Annotated in this window: 12 protein-coding genes and 1 pseudogene; 8 read left to right on the forward strand and 5 right to left on the reverse strand. The window is 60.8% G+C overall.

Translation table 11 applies throughout. The features are described from left to right. Window positions 1–75: 75 nt before the first annotated feature. The 3 genes and pseudogenes from nirJ (at window position 76) to ACODTO_RS24760 (ending at window position 3615) form a co-directional block, all read left to right on the forward strand. Window positions 76–1257 (forward strand): heme d1 biosynthesis radical SAM protein NirJ, encoded by a 1182-nt coding sequence (gene nirJ, locus ACODTO_RS24750; protein ID WP_489107203.1) that lies wholly within the window; start codon window positions 76–78, stop codon window positions 1255–1257. Between the two features lie 25 nt (window positions 1258–1282). Beyond that, window positions 1283–2122, forward strand: a complete 840-nt coding sequence (gene cobA / locus ACODTO_RS24755) for a uroporphyrinogen-III C-methyltransferase (protein WP_175363863.1) — start codon at window positions 1283–1285, stop codon at window positions 2120–2122. Then, window positions 2119–3615: pseudogene (locus ACODTO_RS24760) on the forward strand (cytochrome D1 domain-containing protein). Before cobA ends, ACODTO_RS24760 begins: the two are co-directional and overlap by 4 nt. 324 nt (window positions 3616–3939) lie before the next feature. On the opposite strand, the gene ACODTO_RS24765 reads toward ACODTO_RS24760, so the two are convergent. Beyond that, window positions 3940–5406: a hypothetical protein gene (locus tag ACODTO_RS24765; RefSeq protein ID WP_489107204.1), complete on the reverse strand. Its 1467-nt coding sequence runs from the start codon at window positions 5404–5406 to the stop codon at window positions 3940–3942. Between the two features lie 204 nt (window positions 5407–5610). On the opposite strand from ACODTO_RS24765, the gene ACODTO_RS24770 reads away from it, so the two are divergent. Next, the gene (locus ACODTO_RS24770) at window positions 5611–8268 is read left to right on the forward strand and encodes an excinuclease ABC subunit UvrA (RefSeq protein ID WP_489107205.1); all 2658 of its coding nucleotides are present in this window, start codon (window positions 5611–5613) and stop codon (window positions 8266–8268) included. Window positions 8269–8652: 384 nt separating this feature from the next. After that, window positions 8653–9381 carry a LuxR family transcriptional regulator gene (locus ACODTO_RS24775; protein ID WP_139643606.1) on the forward strand — a complete coding sequence of 243 codons (729 nt, stop codon included), beginning with the start codon at window positions 8653–8655 and terminating at the stop codon, window positions 9379–9381. 82 nt (window positions 9382–9463) lie between these two features. Here the strand turns inward: ACODTO_RS24775 and ACODTO_RS24780 are convergent, their stop codons facing one another. Continuing rightward, window positions 9464–10063: a LysE family translocator gene (locus ACODTO_RS24780; RefSeq protein ID WP_139643608.1), complete on the reverse strand. Its 600-nt coding sequence runs from the start codon at window positions 10061–10063 to the stop codon at window positions 9464–9466. A gap of 591 nt (window positions 10064–10654) precedes the next feature. Here ACODTO_RS24780 and ACODTO_RS24785 point away from each other — a divergent pair. Together ACODTO_RS24785 and ACODTO_RS24790 are read left to right on the forward strand one after the other, a co-directional pair. Beyond that, window positions 10655–11428 (forward strand): acyl-homoserine-lactone synthase, encoded by a 774-nt coding sequence (locus tag ACODTO_RS24785; RefSeq protein ID WP_139643611.1) that lies wholly within the window; start codon window positions 10655–10657, stop codon window positions 11426–11428. Window positions 11429–11460: 32 nt separating this feature from the next. Then, window positions 11461–12327: a helix-turn-helix domain-containing protein gene (locus tag ACODTO_RS24790; RefSeq protein ID WP_139643615.1), complete on the forward strand. Its 867-nt coding sequence runs from the start codon at window positions 11461–11463 to the stop codon at window positions 12325–12327. A 56-nt stretch (window positions 12328–12383) separates the two neighbouring features. On the opposite strand, the gene ACODTO_RS24795 is transcribed toward ACODTO_RS24790, so the two are convergent. From ACODTO_RS24795 to ACODTO_RS24805, 3 genes are read right to left on the reverse strand one after another with little or no spacing between them, the layout of a single operon-like run. Then, window positions 12384–15467: an efflux RND transporter permease subunit gene (locus ACODTO_RS24795; protein WP_175363866.1), complete on the reverse strand. Its 3084-nt coding sequence runs from the start codon at window positions 15465–15467 to the stop codon at window positions 12384–12386. Continuing rightward, the gene (locus ACODTO_RS24800; protein WP_434007080.1) at window positions 15464–16558 is read right to left on the reverse strand and encodes an efflux RND transporter periplasmic adaptor subunit; all 1095 of its coding nucleotides are present in this window, start codon (window positions 16556–16558) and stop codon (window positions 15464–15466) included. The genes ACODTO_RS24795 and ACODTO_RS24800 overlap by 4 nt, the downstream gene beginning before the upstream one ends. Window positions 16559–16566: 8 nt before the next feature. Continuing rightward, window positions 16567–17997 (reverse strand): efflux transporter outer membrane subunit, encoded by a 1431-nt coding sequence (locus ACODTO_RS24805; RefSeq protein WP_489107206.1) that lies wholly within the window; start codon window positions 17995–17997, stop codon window positions 16567–16569. Window positions 17998–18336: 339 nt separating this feature from the next. On the opposite strand from ACODTO_RS24805, the gene ACODTO_RS24810 reads away from it, so the two are divergent. Next, the gene (locus ACODTO_RS24810; RefSeq protein WP_489107207.1) at window positions 18337–19677 is read left to right on the forward strand and encodes a diaminobutyrate--2-oxoglutarate transaminase family protein; all 1341 of its coding nucleotides are present in this window, start codon (window positions 18337–18339) and stop codon (window positions 19675–19677) included. Window positions 19678–19867: the final 190 nt, after the last annotated feature.

Consider the following 19867-nt stretch of genomic DNA (forward strand, 5'->3'; position numbering starts at 1 on the left):
CGCGAGCAAGCTTTGCTCCTACAGGTTTGTGCACTGAGCACATAGATCGAGAATCGTGTATCGGAAGGAGCGACCATGTTGAGGATCAGCCATTATCTGCGCGCCCTGGCCGGCCAGTGCCCCGCTCCACGCACCGCCCCCGCGGGCAGCAGCCGGGCGCCGGTAGTGATCTGGAACCTGCTCAGGCGCTGCAACCTGACCTGCAAGCACTGCTACGCCACCTCGGCCGACAGCGTGTTTCGTGACGAGCTGGACACTGCTGCCGCGCTCAAGGTCATCGACGACCTGCATGACGCCGGTGTGCGCGTACTGATCCTCTCCGGCGGCGAACCGCTGTTGCGCGAAGACCTGCTCCAGCTCAGCGCCCATGCCCGCGACAAAGGCTTCTTCCTCGCCCTGTCCACCAACGGCACGCTGATCGACCCGAGCAACATCGAGCAGATCCGCGCCGCGAACTTCGACTACGTCGGCATCAGCATCGATGGCCTGGAAGCGACCCACGATGCCTTCCGCCAGCTCAAGGGCAGTTTCGCCCGCTCCATGGCCGCCATCCGGCTCTGCCGTGAGCAGGGAATCCGGGTCGGACTGCGCACTACCCTGACCCAGCAGAACCATGCCCAACTGCCCCGGCTCCTGGACCTGATGAATGAGTACGACGTGCAGAAGTTCTACCTGTCGCACCTCAACTACAGCGGCCGGGGCAAGCGCAGCCGCAAGCTCGATGCCCATCAGCAGATGAGTCGCGAGGCCATGACGATGATCTTCGAGCGGGCCTGGCGCGACATCGAACAGGGCCGCGAAAGTGATTTCGTCAGCGGCAACAACGACGCCGATGCAATCCTGCTGCTGCAATGGGTCGCCCGCCGTCAGCCCCATCGTTATGGCGAACTGGAGCGGATGCTGCGGGCCTGGGGCGGTAACGCTTCGGGCAGCGGTATCGCCAATATCGACAACACCGGCGAGGTCCACCCCGACACCTACTGGTGGCAGCACTCGGTGGGCAATATCCGCCAGACGCCGTTCAAGGCCCTCTGGCTGGACCGCCCCGACGCGCTGCTGCTGAAACTGCGCGAGCATCCGCGAGCTGTCGGCGGTCGCTGCGGACAATGCCGCTGGCTGGCCATCTGCAACGGCAACACCCGTACCCGGGCCTGGGCCGATGGCGACCTGTGGGGTCAGGATCCCGGTTGCCATCTCAGCGACAAGGAAATTGGCCTGGATGCGATTCCCAGCGTGGCGATGCCTTGCACCCGATAATTTGAGTCCGAACCAAGGAAACCTCATGCCCGTCCCCCTCGTTCTACCCGCGGCGCTACAATCCCCTTTCAGACCGGGCGAAGTCGCTCTGGTTGGCGCCGGCCCCGGTGACCCTGGCCTGTTGACGCTGCGTGCCTGGAGCCTGTTGATGCAGGCCGATGCGGTGGTCTATGACCGCCTGATCAGCCCGCAATTGCTCGGCCTGATCCCCCTGCCGTGCGCCCGGCATTATGTCGGCAAGGCGGCTGGCTGCCACAGCCTGCCCCAACCGCAAATCAACGAACTGCTCGCCGATCTCGCCGACCAGGGTCAACGGGTGGTCCGGCTCAAGGGTGGCGATCCGTTCATTTTCGGCCGTGGCGCCGAGGAGCTGGAGTACCTGCTGGCCCGTGGCATCGATTGCCAAGTGGTACCTGGCATCACCGCCGCGTCCGGTTGCAGTGCCTACGCCGGCATCCCGTTGACCCATCGCGACCTGGTCAACTCCTGTCGCTTCATCACCGGCCACCTGCAACGCGAAGGCGACCTGGGCCTGCCGTGGCAAAGCCTGGCGGAGGCCAGCCAGACCCTGGTGTTCTACATGGGGCTGTCGAACCTGGGCACCATTGCCGCGCGGTTGATGGAGGCCGGCCTGGCAGCTGACACCCCGGCGGCACTGGTCAGCAACGGCACCCGCCCCGACCAGCAAGTGCTGCGCGGCACCCTCGCGCAACTGCCGGAGTTGGCAAGAAGTTGCGCCGAAGGCCTGCCGACCCTGACGGTGATCGGCCAGGTGGTCGGGCTGTTCGCCCACCAACCGCTGCATCATCCGGCACGCCTGCTGCCCCTACCCACCCGGCCTCAACTGTCGAAGGTAGCGCCATGAGGCGCTGGTGGGTGATGCCGTTGATGTGGGTCGGCGCAGCCCATGCCAACGTGACCGGCGGGCCGGACCTGGAACAGGCCGAGCGCGATTACCAGCAGCACTGCCAATAGTGCCATGGCGCCAATCGCATCGGCGGCGCCGGGCCCGCGCTGTTGCCCCAGAGCCTGAGCCGGATCAAACCCGACGAAATCCGCCAGGTAATCGAAAAGGGTCGCCCGGCCAGCCAGATGGCAGCGTTCGGCGCGGTGCTCGAGCCTGCGCGGATCGACGGCCTGACGCTATATCTCCAGCGCTCGCTCGCCGTCGAGCCGAGCTGGAGCGAAGACGACATCCGCCAAAGCCACCGAGTGCTGGCGGATGTCGCCAGCCTGCCCGATAAACCCCAGCACAACGCCGACCCGTTGAACCTGTTCGTGGTGGTGGAAGCCGGTGACCATCATGTCGACATCGTCGATGGCGATCGCTTCGAGGTGCTGGCCCGCTTCGCCTCGCACTTTGCCGTGCACGGCGGACCGAAGTTCTCCCCTGACGGGCGCTTCGTCTATCTAGCCTCCCGGGACGGCTGGATCAGCCTGTATGACCTGCACAACCTAAAGTTGATCGCCGAGGTGCGCGCCGGGCTCAATACCCGCAACCTGGCGGTGAGCAAGGACGGGCGCTGGGTGCTGGTGGGCAATTACCTGCCCGGTAATCTCGCGGTGCTGGATGCCCGGGACCTGTCGTTGGTGAAGATGATCGAGACGGTGGGCCGCGATGGCAAGGCCTCGCGGGTCAGCGCGGTCTACACCGCTCCGCCGCGCAACAGTTTCATTGTCGCCTTGAAGGATGTGAAGGAGGTCTGGGAGCTGTCCACCGGTCCGAAGCCGGACTTCGTGCCGAGGCGTATCGAGGTACAGGACCAACTGGATGATTTCTCCTTCTCGCCCGACTATCGCCAGTTACTCGCCACCTCCCGCCAGGCCCAGGGCGGACAGGTGATCGACCTGGACAGCGGCCGCGTGGTGACCGACATCGCCTTGCCGGGGATGCCTCATCTGGGCTCGGGCACCTATTGGAAACGCGACGGGCGCTGGCTGTTCGCGACGCCCAACATCAGCAAGGGACTGGTGTCGGTGATCGACCTCGATACCTGGAAAGTCATCAAGCAGATACCGACCCTGGGGCCGGGCTTCTTCCTGCGCAGCCATGCCAATTCCCGCTACGCCTGGACCGACGTGTTCTTCGCCCAGGGCAACGATGCCATCCACCTGATCGACAAACAGACCCTGGAAATCGCCCACACCCTGCGTCCCATGCCCGGCAAGACCGCCGCCCACGTCGAGTTCACCCGTGACGGCCGTTATCTGCTGCTGAGCATCTGGGACACCGACGGTGCGCTGATCGTGTATGACAGCAATACACTCGAGGAAATCAAGCGCCTGCCCATGAACAAGCCTTCGGGTAAGTACAACGTCGGCAACAAGATCGAGTTTGTCGAGGGTACATCCCACTGAACAGCGGTCATTCGTTAAGGATGGCCCCCGACCTCAGCCTGACCCCATATTGACCCTGCCACCGCTATCGCGGGCAAGCCCGGCTCCCACAAGTCCAGCGCCCGGCGTCAATGCTGCATTCACCGCAAATCCACTGTGGGAGCGGGCTTGCCCGCGAAGGCGTCGATCCAGTCTGCATCCCTGGTGAATGTGCCACCGCCATCGCGAGCAGGCTCGCTCCCACAGGTCCGGCGTCCGGCATCAATACCGCACCACCGAAAATCCACTGTGGGAGCGAGCCTGCTCGCGAAGCGCCAGGCCAGACAACGCAAATCAGACAATCATTCAGTGCAAGCCATAGGAATAAAGCCCGCCATCATGATTGTCGAACCAATTGCCGTTGCCCCAGATCACCCGGTCCTGTGCCGGCTGAAACCCGACGATGCCCAGGTAGCCATCAATGGCCAGGCGTTTCCAGGACTGGCCCCAGTCGTTGGAGTAGAACACCCCGTCGGCCGAAATGGTCGCGTCCGACCACCAGTAGAGCCAGCGCGGCGGGTGGTATGCGCTGGTGGTGTTGATCAGCAGGCTGTTTTGCCCAACCCAGAAATGCTCCTCGCGCACCCGGCTCTCCGAGGCCAGGGGTGCAAACGGGCTAGGCAACTCGCTCAAGGTGCGCCAAGTCAGCGCGCCGGTGTCCAGTTCGGCGATAACGTCGCGGCCACCGTTGCCTTGGTCGATCAGTCCGATGACCCGTCCGCTGTCGTTCTGGATCAGCATGCTGACAAACAGATTGTCCTCACGCTGTACCTCCACTACCCGCCACTCCCCCGCCTCACGCTGCAAACGGGCACGGGTAGTCAGGTTGAACGCAAGGTTGTTGCTGACGCCGTCGGGGTTGCTGGCCCAGAAGCGCTGGGACACCCAGATGAACGCATGCCGGTCATCCAACTGCAGGACGTTGGTTCGCACCTCCCCTTGCTCGCCCAGGTCAGTGCGCCATTCAGTGATGCCGGGGTGTTTTTCGTGCACTGACTCAGCGGACACCAGCAACGACTCGGACGCCACGATCGGTGTGCTGCTCATGCCACGATCGGCAGAATAGAAGACCCCGGTGGGAACGACACCCGGGGTCGTCTCGCCGCCGAAGTCATCGGCAGTGGCCGGCTGGCCCCAGGCCCAGACTTCATCCGCGCCGTGAAAATACGGCTTCAGATTCCAGGCCAACGAGTCGGCGCCGGCAAACCAGCCTTTGCTCAACCAGGTCCAGTGCTTGCCCTGATCGTCGCTGCGCAAGACCACGGTCTGGCTGACGTCGTCGGCGTTGGCACCTTCAGGCCGGTCCAGGCCGGTCAGCAGGAATACACTGGCGCCGTCCGGACTGGCGACCAGGCAAGCCGCGCCGCTGACGTGAGCCACCAGTTGGAACTGCCCCTGGGCATCCAGGCGTGAAATGAAGGAGGTTTCTTCTTCACGGACGATTAGATTGGCGTAATACCCTCCCGGCTCTGGCGCTTTAGGTCTGCCATAGACCACAGCGTCCAGGTTCACCACCTCGGCGCCGGGTTTCAACTGGTTGGCGTCACCGTCCAGGCGCCCGACCAGCCAGGTGCTTTGCCCGGTCACGGCGACGCCCGTGCAGTACTGGGTCATCGCCCGCAGTCGGGTATCCTTCACCGCGCCGAGCTGTTGCCGGTCCGGGCTGGCACCACCCCATTCCAGCTTGGCGCTGGCGAGTATCCACATGTACCACAGCCCGGCAACGCCCAGCAGCGCGACAAACAGCGTAATGAGGCGTTTCGATCGAGGCATGAGAAGTCCATATCCATGGGAAAACTGAGAAGCTTTTCGCATTTCTCTCAGCGCTAGTAAATTTTTATCGCACGAAAACCGCTGAAGCCTGTCGCATGATTTTCATCGCTGTGACTCAGATTGCATTTTGCACTCGTCGAGCGATGCAGTTTCGCCGCGCCACCTTGACGGGTTAAGGTCGCACTGAACCACAAGGAACACCCGATGCCCCCACGCGCCAGCCTGGATAGCTCTGCCCCACCACTCGAGTACAGCGGTTTCGTCCGGGTGCGTGGCGCGCGCGAACACAACCTCAAGAACATTGATGTCGATATCCCGCGCGATGCCCTGGTGGTGTTTACCGGCGTGTCGGGCTCGGGCAAGTCGTCGCTAGCCTTCTCGACGCTCTACGCGGAGGCCCAGCGTCGCTACTTCGAATCCGTCGCGCCGTATGCGCGGCGTCTGATCGACCAGGTGGGCGTGCCGGACGTGGGCAGCATCGAGGGGCTGCCGCCGGCGGTGGCTTTGCAGCAGCAACGCGGTACGCCCAGTGCGCGATCCTCGGTGGGCAGCGTCACCACCTTGTCGAGCCTGATTCGCATGCTGTACTCCCGGGCGGGCAGCTATCCGGCCGACCAGCCGATGCTCTATGCCGAGGACTTCTCGCCCAATACGCCACAGGGCGCATGCCCGCAATGCCATGGCCTGGGGCGAGTCTACGAAGTGACCGAGGAGTCCATGGTACCGGACCCTTCGTTGACCATCCGCGAGCGCGCAGTCGCAGCCTGGCCGATGGCCTGGCAGGGGCAGAACCTGCGGGATATCCTGGTGACCCTGGGCTACGACGTCGATATCCCATGGCGCGACCTGCCGAAAAAGCAGCGCGACTGGATCCTCTTCACCGAAGAGACTCCCACTGTCCCGGTATACGCCGGGCTTACGCCGGCCCAGACCCGCGCCGCCCTCAAACGCAAACTCGAACCCAGTTACCAGGGCACTTTCAGTGGCGCCCGGCGCTACCTGCTGCATACCTTCATGCACTCGCAAAGTGCCCAGATGCGCAAACGCGTGGCGCAATACATGCGCGCCAGTGCCTGCCCCGAATGCGCCGGCAAACGCCTCAAGCGCCAGGCACTGACCGTCACGTTCGCCGGCCTGGACATTGCCGAGCTGTCGCACCTCTCCCTGTTGGAACTGGCCGATGTGCTCAAGGGTGTAACGGCTGCGGATTATCTGGAGCAACCCGAAGAATCGACCGACGTCCTCACGCACCGGCAAACCCGAGAGGCTCGCGAGCAACGGGCTGCCAGGGGCGAAAGCCCCCACGCAGGCGGGCCGGACGCGCGCCATACGCCCAATCTGTCCCTGGAAAAACGCTTGGCCGCGCAACGCATTGCCGCCGAATTGCTGGAGCGGATCGTCACCCTGATCGACCTCGGCCTGGGCTACCTGGCCCTGGAGCGCAGCACCCCGACGCTGTCTTCCGGCGAGCTGCAACGCCTGCGCCTGGCAACCCAGCTCAACTCCCAGCTGTTCGGGGTAATCTATGTGCTGGACGAGCCTTCCGCCGGCCTGCACCCTGCCGACAGCGAGGCGCTGTTCGACGCCCTGCAACGTCTCAAGGCCGCTGGCAATTCCGTGTTCGTGGTCGAACACGACCTGGACACCATGCGCCGCGCCGACTGGCTGGTCGACGTGGGCCCGGATGCGGGTGAACAGGGTGGCAAGATTCTCTACAGCGGCCCGCCTGGTGGGCTTGCCCAAGTACCCGAGTCGCGAACCCGCGCTTATCTCTTTGCCGAAAAGACTCATGTCTCGCGCAGTCCTCGAGCGCCGGACGACTGGTTGCGCCTGGAGGGCATCACCCGCAACAATCTCGATAACCTGAGCGCAGCGTTTCCCCTCGGTTGCTTCACCGCCGTGACCGGCATTTCCGGCTCTGGTAAATCCAGTCTGGTCAGCCAAGCCCTGCTGGACCTGGTAGGTACCCACCTGGGCCTGGCCAGCCACGACGCCGAACCGGATGAGGCAAGCCTGGAAGACGAACCCGAACAAGCCAGCGGCGGACGTGTCACCGCCGGACTCGACGCCATCAAGCGTCTGGTCCGGGTGGACCAGAAACCCATTGGCCGCACGCCGCGCTCCAACCTCGCCACCTACACCGGCTTGTTCGACCACGTGCGCAAGTTGTTTGCCGCGACGGAGCAGGCCCGTGAACTGGGATTCGATGCCGGAAGGTTTTCTTTCAACGTCGCCAAGGGCCGTTGCGAAACCTGCGAAGGTGAAGGCTTTGTCAGTGTCGAGTTGCTGTTCATGCCCAGCGTGTATGCACCCTGCCCGACCTGCCAAGGTGCGCGCTACAACCCGCAGACGCTGACCGTGAACTGGCAGGGATTGAACATCGCACAGGTATTGCAATTGACCGTCAACCAGGCGCTCGAGGTATTTGCCGGGCAAGCGGCGCCAAAACGCGCGTTGCAGATCCTGCAGGATATCGGATTAGGCTACCTGCGCCTGGGCCAACCGGCCACGGAACTGTCCGGCGGCGAGGCGCAACGCATCAAGTTGGCAACGGAACTGCAGCGCAAAGCCCGAGGGGCTACGTTGTACGTACTGGATGAACCGACCAACGGACTGCACCCCCAGGATGTGGATCGCCTGCTCGTGCAGTTGAATCGCCTGGTGGATGACGGTCATACGGTGGTCGTGGTGGAGCATGACATGCGGGTGGTGGCGCAAAGCGACTGGGTCATCGATATTGGCCCGGGAGCGGGTTCCCAGGGTGGGAAAATGGTGGTTTGCGGAACGCCAGGCCAGGTGGTCGACTGTGCCCAGAGTCGAACGGCAGGGTTCCTGAAAAGGGCATTGCAGCCTGAAAATTAAAGCTTTTTCAATGTCACTGGCTGTATCGGAAAAGCTGTCTATACTACCTCCCAGTTAATCGTTTCAGTACATATAGTTTAACTAGCGGTCTCGCTGCCCATGGTGTGAGGCCGTACTTGCCAGGAGGCACAATGACATCGATTCATCGATCAAAGCAGCAACATCATGGGGTGCTGGAACAGCATGACCACCCCTTGATAATCCCCCTGATGAACAGGGAGATGCCTCTCGCCCCGAGCGCCTTCGTAGCACTGAGCAAAGCCCCGACCTGTTCGTGTCGTTGTTGAGCCGGCTCTGAAAACTTTCACTCCCATTTGGCGACTCTAAAGGTATAGAGCCTGGCTACGTCAAAGTCCTACATTCAAACTTTCGAGCTCGCTCATCATGCTCAAGCCCATTTCAAGTCATCTATTCAATTTAATCCAAGAGGTGGAGAACAACATCTCGGGCGTGAGCGAAGAGGAGTACACCGAGATACTGGGATGGATATTTTCCAAGCTGGGGATCGATAAGTTCGCCTACGTCCATCTGGAGCCCACACCGTCCAACAACTCCAAGGTTTCCATCTATAGCAACTACCCATCCGAATGGGTGGACACCTACCGCAAGAACTCACTCTACAAATCAGATCCGGTCATGGCTAATACGGCCATCACCGCTATACCTTTTTTCTGGAATGAAATACCGGCGGAAATAGACAACAACCCCGAGATATTCGACCAGTCAGCCTCCTACGGCATCAAACAGGGTTACACCGTTCCCATCCATGAACCCGGTCGAGCATTCGGCTCCCTTCATCTGTCTTCAGAAGAGAATGATCCCGACTTCCCCACCATCGTCCGCTCGAACCTGTTCATCATCAAAACTCTCAGCGTCATCGCCAATCAATATCGGCCCATGGAAATCGCCAGTGAAAGCAACTTGAAACTATCCCCCAGGGAAATTGAATTCCTGCGCTGGCTCGCACTGGGGAAAAACTACAAGGAGATAGGCTTGATCATGAACATCACCGAGCGAACGGTGAAGTTTCATGCAAAACAGATGACCGAGAAAATGGATTGCACCAATGTCAAACAAGCAATGATCAAAGCGGTGCAGCTTAACTTCGTTTAACTCCCCTTCCTCATAGCCCCTACGATGCCGGCGACGGTCTTGTCGAGACCCGACGCCATGCCCGACATTACCGAACACACACTCAGGCGAACAAAACCTGTGATGCGATGTTGAAAAGCATCCCGCATGCGAACAAACCAATCACCAACGAAATAGCCCGACTCAAAAGCCGGCCGGAAACAATGGTGTGGAGCTTACGTCCACAAAAGGCGCCGATCGCGATCCAGACCAGTCCGACCGGAAAGATAATAGCCGTGAACAGCATCATGAATGGCAGGTAGTTGTTCAGCGACAGAAACGTTCCAGTCGGTGCAACAAAGGAAACGAAGAACAGCCCTTTCGGATTGGTCAACGTCGCCACAAACAGGTCAGGCACATTGATACCCACCGAGTTGCCAGGAAGATGATCCTTTACCGAAAACCACAGTTTCAGGGAAATATAAAACAAAAAGCACACTGCAAAGCATTTGGTCGCAATGACCACCCAGGAATGATCAGTCATCAAAAGATCGATGGACACCCCCCATATCGTCATCTGAATGACATAAGCCAGCCATTCGGCCACGACAAACCTCATGGAGCGGGCGTTCAACCCTCTCTTTATCCCGGTTTGCAGCAGCAATGAATTTGTCGGTCCTGGAACCAGCAAGACAGTCATCAGTGAAAACGCGATATAAGACATAAGGTCATCCATGCCAGGAGCCGCGATGGCTCGTCTTTTTCAGGTTTGGAAAGGTCTTCTACACACAACATCAACTTTTTAGTTGTATGACATCAGACCAATTTCCCCGTACTTAGAGCAGTTACACTAAAGTCACGCCAGCACTCGATTGTACTTTCCACCTACTACTCATACAGTCGTTTAAACATCCAGCAGGGGCTGCGACCTGCTATTTAAGAACGCTCCCACACCTCTATTACAAGCTGGTTACTTACCTTGATCCTGGCGTCAATTTTTCGACCCAAGAGCTATCAGTGTGTTATCGACCTTTTAGGCTACCGTCAAAAAAACAGACACTCACTCCCTGCCTGGATCCGCCGCCTTGCTGCCTCTCAACGACATCTAGCGCTTATTTCAATCCGGTACTTTTTTGGACTCTAGACGATACTAAACCACCCTCTCCCATCCTCTTTCCGAACACTATTCATCGCATTTATCCAGCAACTAATTAGACTATACACTCTACAAAATCACACACTGTACTTTAGGACAGTTGAAATGATTTAGTGCAAAGTTAACAGTAGCTTCACCCACAACCAAGAAACGTCATCCATGAACTACTCCTCCTGTATTCATCATCTTTCCGGCGTATCTACCCGCATCGCTTCCTACTCAAAAATCCCACCCCAGACGCTACAGCAGATACTTGCCATTCGTAAAACCGCCTTCATCGACAGAAAGAAGTGGGACATTGAAAGTTATCAGGGCACCGATTACGAATGGGATGAATATGACGATCCTGACGCATTCTATATTTATACTCACACCCATGAACGTGTCACCGGCTGTGTACGTTTACGCCCATCCAACAAACCGACTCTCATGAGTGGCGCTCTAAGTTTCATTCTCCCCGAAGGCAACATCAGGCCGCACTCAAATCACTGTTGGGAAGCCACCCGATTTGCACTTTCGGCAGATAAAGCCTCAGCAGGAGAAGTCACCCAGGCCAACATAGACGTTCGCACGGTGGCACTTTTCCTGTCAATGATAAAGTTTGCACAACTGCAAAATATAGACACCTATGAAATTGTCGTTGACACCATGATGGAAAAAATCCTGAAACGCTCCGGATGGACCGTTGCCAGGCACAACACTGCGTTGGGCTCAAAGGGAGAAACCATCATCTACGGCACCCTGCCATGCACGCCTGGCACTTATACAGAAGTGCTCAGAAAGAATGCCATCCAGACAATCACCGTCCACGAACAATTCCTTATGGCCAGCCGTTCGTCAGACACCTCCCATAAACCCTTTGATATCGACCAAACATTCACCGACCGAAACATTCCAGCAAAAAAACACATGCATACTGAGCTGCATCTATAACACCAAGACTCTGGCATGAAATTGGAGAAAGGATGAACCTACAACGACTATTCCCGCATGTTGGCAAAGTGATTGCCAGTACTGGAAGCCGCAACTTTCCTCGTTTGTTGCACGATCTGATACTTACCGAAATACCTGTCGATGCAACGCATATTACCGAGCAAAGGATAGGATCGAGCCATATTTCTGAACCCAGCACTTCCAGCATAGGCGGCGTTGGTATGGACAGCGCCTGCATCGACGCTGTCATAGATGCTCATACCGCAAAGCCTTTTTTCCTGGCCGATGATATTTTCTTCGAGGATTCGACTCCTCACAAAGTCCCCAATTTTTCTCGCTGTCTGCTCAATCGTGAACAATCGGACAGCCTTCCCCGTCACAACACCACCACCCAACTGCACCTGACCACCCGAAAAAACGGCATCCGCTACGTTCTTTCCGTCTACCGCTCACCTTTCTCCAGCGGCTTTACTGCACAGGAACATGCGCTGCTGAAAGATTTTTCCTCCCTTCTGTTGCCCATGGTCGAAGAGCATGTTGCCGCCCTGGTGCCAGCTGAGGTCAACCGACAGGATGCTTGCCTCCCATTGGAAGGTCCGGAAAACGGCGGGATGGAAGCACTACGCCAGAGATTCGCCGACCGACTGGCTTTGTCCGGATTGAGCTTGTCCTCCCGTGAAACCGAAGTGTGTGTAGGTTTACTGGCCGGTCGCACTGCCCCGGAGCTGGCGGAACAACTCAACCTGAAAGTCAACACCGTCGAAAGTTATCTGAAACGTGCTGCCATAAAAATGGGCATTGGTGGACGCCGCTCGCTCATCCGCTGGATGCACTCGATGGATGCCACGCCATCGGGCATCGAGTGGAATGGTGCCCCCGCTATTCGCCAAGCTGTATAAAACGTCCCCCCAACCTTTGCTCGGTCACTGCAATCGAGCGGGTGTTGGGGGATGATTTACACCCTCGCATTCCCGCCTTCCACTGTCTTGCCCGTTGACCTGCGCGTGCGGTGTTTCAACCACTCCAACACATCGTCGACATAAGTGAAAATCACCGGCACCACCAACAGACTCAACAGCGTCGAAGTCAGCAAGCCGCCCATGACCACCACAGCCATCGGCTGCCTGAAGCTGGGGTCTTCACCCATGCCCAGCGCGGTGGGCAGCATGCCTGCGCCCATTGCGATGGTGGTCATCAGGATGGGGCGGGCACGCTTGTGGCAGGCATCCACCAACGCGTCATATCGACCCAGGCCATAATCGCGGCGAGCCATGATCGCGTACTCCACCAACAGAATGGAGTTCTTGGTCACGATCCCCATCAGCATCAGCAAACCGATGACCGATGGCAGGGAAAAGCTGAAATTGCATACCAACAACGCCACCAGAGCGCCGCCCAAGGAGAGCGGCAGCGCCGATAGAATCGTGGCCGGCTGCAGGAAATCGTGGAACAGCAACACCAGGACCGAGTAGATACAGAACACACCGATGGCCATGGCCAGGCTGAAGCTCCCGAACAACTCAGTCATCAGTTGCAACTCGCCCTGCTCCACCCTTTTTACCTCGGGTGGAAGATTGCGCATCGCCGGTAGTTGGCTGGCCTCGGCCATGACTTCACCCAGGTTGCGCCCGTTGAGTTCGATGGACAGGGTGATATTGCGCAAGCGATCGAGCCGACTGATCTGCGCCGGTCCACTGCCCATGCTGATCTCTCCCAGCGAGGACAGGGCGACTTGGCCGTCACGGCCGGTCACCCGTAGCTGGTTGATACTCTGCAAATCGTCGCGCAGCAGCGAATCCATCCGTACCCGCACATCGACCTGGCGCTGCGACAAATTGATTTTCCCCAGTTGCGAGGAATATTCGCCGTAGGTCGCCATGCGCAAGGTATCGGCGATCTCCTGGCTGGTGATCCCCAACTCCGCCGCGCGGGCGAAGTCCGGGCGCATCTGGATTTCCGGGCGTTGCAGGGCGCTGCTGGAGGTGACGTTGCCGATCCCGTGCAGCTCGCGCAGTTGCGGTTCCAGCGCACTTGCCGTTCGCTCCAACAGGTCTCCGTCGTCGCTGGCCAGGACGATATTGAGTTTCTCGCCGCTCCCGTCGCCCCCGACATTGATCCGTACTCCGGGCAATGTACGCAGCACCTCGCGCATCTGCGCTTCGACTTGCACCTGCTTGAGATCGCGCTGGTTCCGGTCCACCAGATCCACCGTCAGGATGGCATCGCCGGCGCCGGTTATATCGGCCGGCCCGGCCCCCGAATTGCTGGCCGTCCCCACCGAGATGAACACATGCTTGACCTGGGGCATCTCGCTCAGCCTTTCGCTGGCCTGCAACGCCATCCCGGTGGTTTGCTCCAGCGTCGTACCGGGAGGCAATTCCAGGGTTATCCGGCTGCGACCGACGTCCTGGGCCGGCAGGAAACTGGTGGGCAACAACGGCACCAGTGCGAGGGCTCCGATAAAAAACAGGCTGGCCAGGACCATCGTGGTTTTGCGGCGGGACAGACTGGCATGGATCCAGCCCAGGTAGCGGGTCATCAACGGGCCGTCGTGCTCGGTATCGGTCTTGGCCTTGAGGAAATAGGCCGCCATCATCGGGGTCAGGACCCGGGCCACCAGCAGCGAAAACAACAGCGCCACCGAGGCGGTCACACCAAACTGGCGAAACAGTTTGCCAGCCACCCCGCCCATGAAGGCCGTGGGCAGAAACACCGCGACCAGGGTGGCGGTCGTGGCGAGCACCGCCAGGCCGATCTCGTCCGCAGCTTCGGTGGCCGCCTGAAGCGGCGTCTTGCCCATGCGCAGGTGCCGGGCAATGTTCTCGATTTCGACGATGGCATCGTCCACCAACACGCCGATGACCAGCGCCAGGGCCAGCAGGGAGACGGCATTGAGCGTGAACCCGGCCAAGTACATCACGCCAAAGGTGGGGATGATCGACAACGGCAACGCGGTGGCGACGATCAGCGTGGCGCGCCAGTCCCGCAGGAACCACCAGACCACCAGCACCGCCAACAGCATGCCTTCGTACAACAGGTTCATCGAGTCGTGGTAGTTGGCGAGCACGGCCTTGACCGTATCGCTGGCCTCGTCGATGCGCACATTGGGATGCTGCTGCACAAACTCGGTCATGCGCTTGCGCACGTCGTTGGCCACACCGATATCGGAGAACCCCAGTGACCGGGTGATCTGAAAACCGATCACCGGCTTGCCATCGCGAAAAGCCCGGCTGCTGCGCTCGGCGTGGGTGTCGCGAATGTCCGCCAGTTGGTTCAATGCCAGCAGACGCCCATCGCCGCTGGGAATATCGATGGTGCCGAGAACAGCCGGATCATCGATGGCCCCCAGGGTGCGCACGGCCTGCTGGCCGCTGCCCAGATTACCCTGGCCACCGGAATTGTCCTTTTGCATCGCCCTCAGCTGCGCAGCGACGTCCGCGACACGAATGCCCAACCCGGCCATCAAGGCCGGATCGAGATTGACCTGGACCTCCCGATCAACCCCGCCGATACGTGAAATCAAGGCCACGCCCGGCACCGACAGCAGCTGTTTGCTCAGCTCATTATCGACAAACCACGACAGCGCTTCCTCATCCAGGGCGTCGGAGGCGATGACATAGGTCAGCAGCGGCGACGCACTGGTGGTCAGCCGCGAAACCGAAGGCGTATCCAGGCTGGCCGGCAACTGCGGCATGGCGCTGTCGACCGCGTTGCGCACTTCGTTGAGCGCCTCGTTGCCGTCCTTGTCGATGTCGAAACTGACGCTGATGCTGACGGCCCCGTCGGTGATCACGGTCGTCACATGCTTGAGCAGGCGCAAGGACGTGAGCTTGTCCTCGATCTTGCGCGCCACCTCGGTTTCCAGCTGTTCGGGGGCCGCCCCCTCCAACGAGGCGCTGATCACCACCACCGGCAGGTCCATGTCCGGAAAGTCCTGGATGGCTAGCTTGCCAAAGCCCAACAGACCGAAGAGCGTAAGCAGAATGAACAGCATCACCGCCGGGACCGGATAACGGATCGACAAGGCTGAGATATTCATGGCTGAGCGACCTGGGATTGCACGAGGGTCACACTCGCGCCGTCATTGAGGAAGGCGCCACCGGCGCGCACGATACGGGCTGCCTGATCATCCAGGCCACTGAGAATCTCCACCGCCTCGTGCATTCGCCTGCCCACCACCACCGGTCGCTGGACCACATGCATGTCGTCGTTGAGGGTGAACACATAAGAGCGGCCATCACGCAGGATCACCGCCGTGTCCGGCACCGTGAGGGCTTCGCGGGGTGCCAGTTCGATCTGACCGCTGGCGTACATGCCGGCCTGGGCGGGGCTGCCGGTGGGCAGGGAGATGTACACCAGAGCGCGGCTGGTCTTGGTGCTCAAGGTAGGCGACACCAACCGTACCTGCCCTTCCAGGCTCTGCCCGCCAGGCAGCGTCAGTCGGGCAACCTGACCGGCCTGGACCTGGGCCAACTGGCGGGCGTCCAGCTCGGCCTGCCATTCGATGCGACCGTCGCGTACCAGGCGAAACAGCTCGTCGCCGGCGGACAACACTTTGCCGAGCAGCGCGGTGCGCGCGGAGATGATGCCGTCGTCCACTGCCACGATGCGGGTCTGCCGGAGCCTGATCCGGGTGCTCTGCAATTCCGCCCGGGCTCCGGCCAGATCAGCCTCGGCCAACGCTACCTTGATGCGATAGTCTTCGCGCTGCTGCTCCGACAAGGCGCCGCCCTGGCCGACGACCCGGGCACGTCGGTCATTGGACCGGGCCTGTTCCAGGTTCGCCACTGCCTGGGCGACCAATGCCTTCTGCTTGCTTTCCTCGGCAAGCACCGTGTCAGAGGCCAGCGTCGCCAGCAATTGACCCTTCTTTACCCGGCTGCCTACATCGGCATCGAGGCTGGCGATACGCAGACCACTGGTCTCGGCATTAATGACGGCCTCCTGCCAGGGTGCCAGTGCACCGTTGGCGAACAACAGTTGCGGCCAGAGCTGGGGGCGGACCTGGACCACCTCCACGCTCAGGCTGCTGATGCTGGGGGCGGCCGCGACCGGCTCGGCGCCACGGCGAAACGTCAGCAGGATCGCCACGACCGCGAGCACGACGATGGTCAGCAGGATTTTTCGCAACGTCGGCCTCACACGCCTTCTCCATTCGATGTCGGGTGCCGAGCCAGGGGCTGACTGGCTTGCCATCCGCCGCCCAGAGCTTTGTACAGGGCGATCCAGTAGCGAACCTGATCCTGTTGCAAGGTGATCAATTCGATTTCCGCGGTCAGCGCCTGGCGGCGCGCGGTTTCGCGGTCGAGCAGACTGACGCTGCCAGCCTGCCAATTGCGGTCGATGGCCTCGAACGACTCACGAAAGCCGGCGGTGGAACGCTCGACATCGGACTCCCGTCGCCGCGCCGCATCGAGGCGTACCAGCGCCTGTTCGACTTCCATGACACTGGTGCGCAGCGTCTGGCGATAAACCGCGAGGGCCGCGTCGTAAGAAGCCCTGGCACCGTCCACCGCCGCGCGACGTTTGCCACCGTCTAGCAGTGGGACCGACAACACCGGGCCCAGCGACCAGGAACGGTTGTGCTGCCCCACCGTGTTGCCGACCGAAAAGGTGCCGGACAGGCTCAGGCTCGGCAGCCGGTCGGCCTGGGCCACGCCGATCTCGGCATTTGCCGCCGCCAGCTCTCGTTCGCTGGAGGCTACATCCGGGCGCTGGCGCAGCATGTCGGCAGGAATCTGCAGCACGTTGAGTCCGGCGGGCTCCGGCAGTTGCGCCGGGGTCTTGCCGAGCACGCCGATCAGCCGCTCTTCATCGCCCCCGGTCAGCGCCACCAGGCTCTTGAGCAACACCTCGCATTCGCTTTGCTGCTGGACCAAAGCTGCCGCGCTGCTGGCGGCACTGGCATCGGCCAGGGCGGCGTCGGCGGACGACGTGAAGCCGGCACTGAACGACTGACGGGTGATGCGCGTCGTGTCCTGTTGCGACTGAGCCTGATCCCTGTAGGCCAGCACCAGTTTCTGGCAGCCACGGTATTGCACGTAGTAGTCGCCCACCTGTGCCGCCAGTGAGACCCGAGCGTCATGCCAGTCGTCCACCCGCGCCTCGACCCGCGAACGGGCCGCTTCGTTATTGCGCCGCAGCTTGCCGAACAGGTCGATCTCCCATGCCGCGTCCAGCTCGGCGGAAGCACCTGAACCACCCAGGCGCTGGGTCCCCGTCTGTTGGCCGCCACGACCTTTGGATAACCGGCCATCGACCCTGGGCATGGCATCGGCCGCATCGCTGTCTGCGGTCGCCCGTGCCAGCGCGATATTGGCCCATGCCTGATCCATCGACGGGCTGTCGGCTTCGGCCAGGCGCAGCAGCTCGGCCAATGCCGGGTCGTCGAACTGCTGCCACCAGTCAGCCAAGGCGGCCACGGACGCACCATGGGGCAAGGGGGCCTGCCACTGGGTCGCAACCGGGACGGCCGGCACCCGATAATCCGGGCCCAATACGCAGCCACTCAGCAGCGCCGCACACAGAGTCGCCAGCAGTAGGTTTTCCCGGGGCTTGAAGGCATGCATAGGTTCTTTGGAGGCCTGGCAAAAGTGAACGAACCGTTCGGGGACGCGGCAGATTTGATTCGGTTATTTAACCCTGGGGCCGGTTTTGTGTCTGGCGTGGGAAACGGGGACAGGTGCCGGCCAGAAAGCTCGCGATAAATTCAGAGGCCTGCTGAAATGGCCCGGACTTGCGAATACCACCCCCTGTGGGAGCGAGCCTGCTCGCGATAGCGGCGGTACATGCACCCTCGATGCGACGGCCCTACCGCTATCGCGAGCAGGCTCGCTCCCACAGGGTCTTGCGCAGAACCTGCGGATGTCCTGCGCCCCTCCCTTTCCATAGCCAACGGATGATCGAACATGGAAGCACTCAGTTACCTCGAAAATATCGAGTCGAATGCGCGAACCTATGCGCAGACTTTCCAGCGGCTATTTGTCAGCGGCAAGGGGATGCGGATCAAGGACGCCAGCGGCCAGGAATTTCTCGATTGCCTGTCGAACGCCGGAACCCTGGCCTTGGGGCACAACCCGCCGGAAGTCCGCGACGCCGTGATGGCGTTTCTCGCCAGCGATCATCTGCAGCAGGCCCTCGACCTGGCGACACCGGCCAAGCATGCGTTCGTGCAGGAGCTGTTCTCGATGCTGCCGGCGAACATGTGCGAGACCAGCAAGATCCTGTTCTGCGGGCCCAGCGGCTCGGATGCGGTCGAGGCCGCCATCAAGCTGGCACGCCATTACACCCGGCGCTCGCCGTTGATGGCTTTTCACGGCGGGTATCACGGAATGACCGCAGGGGCCCTGTCGGCGATGGGCAAGCTGTCGCCAAAAACCGGTGACGGCCTTATCGCCCAGGGCACGCACTTCCTGCCGTTCCCCTATCGATTCCGCTGCCCCTTCGGTACCGATGGCGCACACACCGATCAGTTGTCCATCGACTATATCCGCACCGTGCTGTCGGACCCTGAGGGAGGCGTTGCCAAACCGGCGGCGGTGATCGTCGAGGTGGTGCAAGGCGAAGGCGGCTGTATCCCGGCCTCGGCCAACTGGCTGCGGGCGCTGCGGGAAATCACCCTGGAGCAGGACATCCTGTTGATCGTCGACGAAGTCCAGACCGGCCTGGGCCGTACCGGCAGCACCTTTGCCATCGAGCACGCGGGTATCGTGCCGGACATCCTGGTGCTGTCAAAAGCCATCGGTGGCGGCTATCCCCTGGCTGTCGTGGTCTATGCCGAACACCTGGACACCTGGGGCCCGGGAATGCATGCAGGGACGTTTCGTGGCAATCAGGTGGCGATGGTCGCCGGGGCTGCGACCATGCGCCAGATCAGGAAAGACAACCTCGTCGCGAATGCCGCCCGGATGGGCAAGCGGCTGGAGAACGGTCTCCAGGAGATCGCGCGGCGGTTTCCCTTCATCGGCGACATCCGCGGTCGCGGCTTGATGATCGGCGTGGAAATCACCCAACCGACCACCACCCAACGCGCCGGCCAGGCGGATGGCGCCCTGGCACACGCCATCAAGCTCAAGTGCTTCGACAATGGCTTGATGATGGAAACCGGAGGACGCCACGGCGCGGTCCTCAGATTCCTGCCGCCCCTGACCATCACCGAGGGTGAAGTCGACATGGTCCTGGACCGGTTTGAACAGTCAATCGGAAAGGTCGTCGAAACACGCCCCCAGGTGGCGCGCGACACGGTCTGAAAGACTACCCCTTGGAGCACGCTGACACCCGCTCCCTCTGTGGGAGCGGGCTTGCTCGCGAAGGCGGCATATCCAACATCAGTGCAAGCTGACCCACCGCTATCGCGAGCAGGCTCGCTCCCACACTTGATCTGCGCCAACCGCGATATCTGCAACAACACCCATCACACTGTGGGAGCGAGCCTGCTCG

This window comes from Pseudomonas sp. FG13, from assembly GCF_057809755.1.

Coding starts and splice junctions, on each gene's coding strand:
- cobA (WP_175363863.1), top strand. CDS start 1,283: ATGCCCGTCCCCCTCGTTCTACCCGCGGCGCTACAATCCCCTTTCAGA.
- ACODTO_RS24795 (WP_175363866.1), bottom strand. CDS start 15,467: ATGAATATCTCAGCCTTGTCGATCCGTTATCCGGTCCCGGCGGTGATG.
- ACODTO_RS24775 (WP_139643606.1), top strand. CDS start 8,653: ATGCTCAAGCCCATTTCAAGTCATCTATTCAATTTAATCCAAGAGGTG.
- ACODTO_RS24770 (WP_489107205.1), top strand. CDS start 5,611: ATGCCCCCACGCGCCAGCCTGGATAGCTCTGCCCCACCACTCGAGTAC.
- ACODTO_RS24765 (WP_489107204.1), bottom strand. CDS start 5,406: ATGCCTCGATCGAAACGCCTCATTACGCTGTTTGTCGCGCTGCTGGGC.
- ACODTO_RS24780 (WP_139643608.1), bottom strand. CDS start 10,063: ATGTCTTATATCGCGTTTTCACTGATGACTGTCTTGCTGGTTCCAGGA.
- nirJ (WP_489107203.1), top strand. CDS start 76: ATGTTGAGGATCAGCCATTATCTGCGCGCCCTGGCCGGCCAGTGCCCC.
- ACODTO_RS24810 (WP_489107207.1), top strand. CDS start 18,337: ATGGAAGCACTCAGTTACCTCGAAAATATCGAGTCGAATGCGCGAACC.
- ACODTO_RS24790 (WP_139643615.1), top strand. CDS start 11,461: ATGAACCTACAACGACTATTCCCGCATGTTGGCAAAGTGATTGCCAGT.
- ACODTO_RS24785 (WP_139643611.1), top strand. CDS start 10,655: ATGAACTACTCCTCCTGTATTCATCATCTTTCCGGCGTATCTACCCGC.
- ACODTO_RS24805 (WP_489107206.1), bottom strand. CDS start 17,997: ATGCATGCCTTCAAGCCCCGGGAAAACCTACTGCTGGCGACTCTGTGT.